Annotated in this window: 2 protein-coding genes; both read right to left on the bottom strand. The window is 58.0% G+C overall.

The window, feature by feature from the left end; genetic code table 11:
- Positions 1-971: integrase domain-containing protein (locus BN873_RS14415; RefSeq protein ID WP_171820489.1), on the bottom strand; the 971-nt coding region annotated here is incomplete at its 3' end.
- Positions 972-1540: 569 nt separating this feature from the next.
- On the bottom strand, positions 1541-1963 hold the full coding sequence (locus BN873_RS14410; protein WP_139031736.1) for a hypothetical protein: 423 nt from the start codon (positions 1961-1963) through the stop codon (positions 1541-1543).
- Between the last annotated feature and the right edge of the window lie 821 nt (positions 1964-2784).

The raw sequence follows: 2784 nt of genomic DNA, 5'->3' as shown, positions 1-2784 counted from the left end.
CCATCCAGGCGCTCGCCCAGGTGCGCGCTGACCCGTGCGGCCAATAATTGGCGCTGGACACGGCGCTCCGCCTGCGCGGTCTTGCGGTCTTCGCCCGCCGCGATCTGACCCGGACCCAGACGCGCGTTACCGTAATAGGCTTGGGTGATGGCCGGGCGGGCGTGGCCTAACCGCGCCGAGACCTCCCATTGAGCGCGACGGTGCGCGTCGCCGGCCACCGGCCCGCCGCCACGCACGGGACTCGCCTCCCCGGTCAGCTCTTCGTAACGATCATTGGCGTATTGGTGACGCAGCCCATGACTGGTCAAACCCTCTTTGCGGGTCACCCCATACCGCGCCAGGGTGTGATGGCAGTGGGTGAGCCATTGCTTGAGATCATACTGAGGCGGAATCATCGAGCGGCCGGTCTGCATCGCCCACTGTGCGGCCTCGGCAAACACCGCCCGTTGCGCTGCCGTTTCAATCGGAACGGTGCGGGGCCGCCCCCCTTTGGTCCCGGCCGTAATCCGTAAGGCGTCCTCGCTGATCTGATCGCGGCGGGGATCGCACAAGGAGGCTTCTTGTAAGCGCAAGCCAAAGGAGTGCTGAAGGCGTAAGACTCGCGCGACCTCGGGGTCTTGGGTGGCGATGTCCGCGATCTTGTCCAGTGGATCAACGCCCGCCGCCGTCCAGGAATGATCGTAAGCGGCCACATAGTGCCGTTGAAAAGCACCAGGATCGGTCAGATAACTCGCCCCCGGTCGCAACATGCTTTTCTTCCCCAGCCAATCGCACAGCCGGGTGAGATAAGAAAAACGCTTTTGCAGCGTCGAAGCCGAGAGCTGTTGGGCTTCCCAATGCTTCATCAACACGTCGATGTGCTTGGGCTTAAGGTTGTCCAGGTCCAGCAGCGGATAGCCCAGCGCGTGGAGCTGGCGCACCATCTGACTATAAAACGTCGCCCGATCCGCAATCGTGGCGTTTGAAACCACCTTGCGCCCATCCGCACTGCGACGCAGGTGTTTTTTTAACAGCACTAGGAGTTACGCAGTTGGATCTCTAACACTCTGATTTTAAAAGAAATCGACTTGTGCGGTAGACAACCGAAATTTTCCATTAATCAATCACTTAGAATTTCAACTGCGTAACTCCTAAGCACATTGAGCGAGGCGAAGGCTTTGGCGTGTTTGCCACGCCCCGTGTTGTTCCGCGTCCCCCGCTCTACCACGTCCGTCGAGGACGCTCCTGTTTTCATCGCCTTTGTCCGGGCGCGCACGCCATCCTCCGAGCACCATCAAAGGCACCCAATACACAACACAGGCTCTGCTTGAGGGTACCGCGCGTGATAGGGGTCTTGCCTGAGAAGGCCCATCCACCCTTAAACGGATGATGCCCGTTTAAGCCGATTCCCCACCGGGAAACCGGACGTTTCCATCTCGTTCTCTTCTCCTGCCTTGTCCGAACGATCAATGAGTCCTCGCTCGTGAACCCCAACCCGTGGGCCGCGACCGTCGGTCGCTGGCCGCCACGAGCAACTCCCGAAGAGCTGACGGCGGTTCTGTCAAGGTGCGGTGGGCGCAGACGGCGCATCCGGCACACCGGGTGTGCTCGTCGCCGGTTCAGGGCGCATAAACAACCGCTGGAGATACGCCAGAATCATGGCGTCCGCCTCGGCCTCCGAGCCGCTTAAGACGTGCATGACCGACGCTGAAATCACTAACGCCGGATCAGGCCGGTAGCCGCGTAGCGACCGCCGTAACCGTCGAGCGGCCTGTTGCGCCGCGTCATAGGCTTCTTCCATGACCTTGATCCGCCGCAGGCCACTTTCGTCCTCGCGCGGCACGACATGGTGCAGTTGGCCTTTCCGAAGGGTATACAGCTCCCCTTCTTCCAAGTTCACCATCCCGCGTAGCGTCTGGATCAGGGCCGTCACGTCGTCGGGGCTAACCCCCGGTTTGAGATCCATTCCGTCCATCGTCTTCACTCTGCATCTGCTTTCATCATCATTCACCGCTTCTATCGCCCACCTGGATTGAAAACGGTAGGGCCACCGTTTGTCGTCTCACCTCACCTCACCTCAGAACGCCCACCTGGATTGAAAACGGTAGGGCCACCGTTTACGCCGGAAGGATTGAACCGGAGTGACGGCGATCTCCGAGAGCGTGTTGCGGTCGCTCACACCGCAGGTCTTAAGACCTGTACTCGTTTCGGGCCGAGCGACACCCCCCTGCCAAGGACGGGACAGGGACCGTTGAAAACCCGATCCGCTAGATACAGCGGTGCCTTCAGTACACACCTGGGCGGGCTAAAAAGCAAGTCAAAAATGGGCTGTATATTTTCTGATTTACCGTCTCTTTACCTGATACAAAGTACGTAAAAAAGCCAATAAAACAGTTTAATAGTAAGCCTGTTTTTTTTCTCTCTGTGCAGCGTGATCTTTTCCTAGCGCCTTCTTGAATCCTGTCTTTCTCAGCCTTGTCGTCGTCCAGAATGGGGCCATGAAGCGATTTTGCGCGCGCGTGGGTTCTTGGAACTTCGGTCTAAAAGTGTCCTAAACGAACCCAGGTCCAAAAGTACCCCCAGATTCACCTCAAAAAGTGCCCCGGAAAGTGCCCCGGAAAGTGCCCCGGAAAGTGCCCCGGAAAATGGAATGACACGATTCTATTCAATCGGTTTAGGAGTTACGCAGTTGGATCTGATGGAGTAATTGGATCTGATGGAGTAAAAGGACGGAATGAATCCAGCGAAAGTGACCGATGAAGATTACATCCAGTTTTTGCTTGCGACGCCGAAGGTCTGCAGCGC

It is taken from the genome of Candidatus Competibacter denitrificans Run_A_D11 (assembly GCF_001051235.1).
Taxonomy (GTDB): domain Bacteria; phylum Pseudomonadota; class Gammaproteobacteria; order Competibacterales; family Competibacteraceae; genus Competibacter_A; species Competibacter_A denitrificans.
This window is presented reverse-complemented; position numbering and strand designations above follow the sequence as displayed.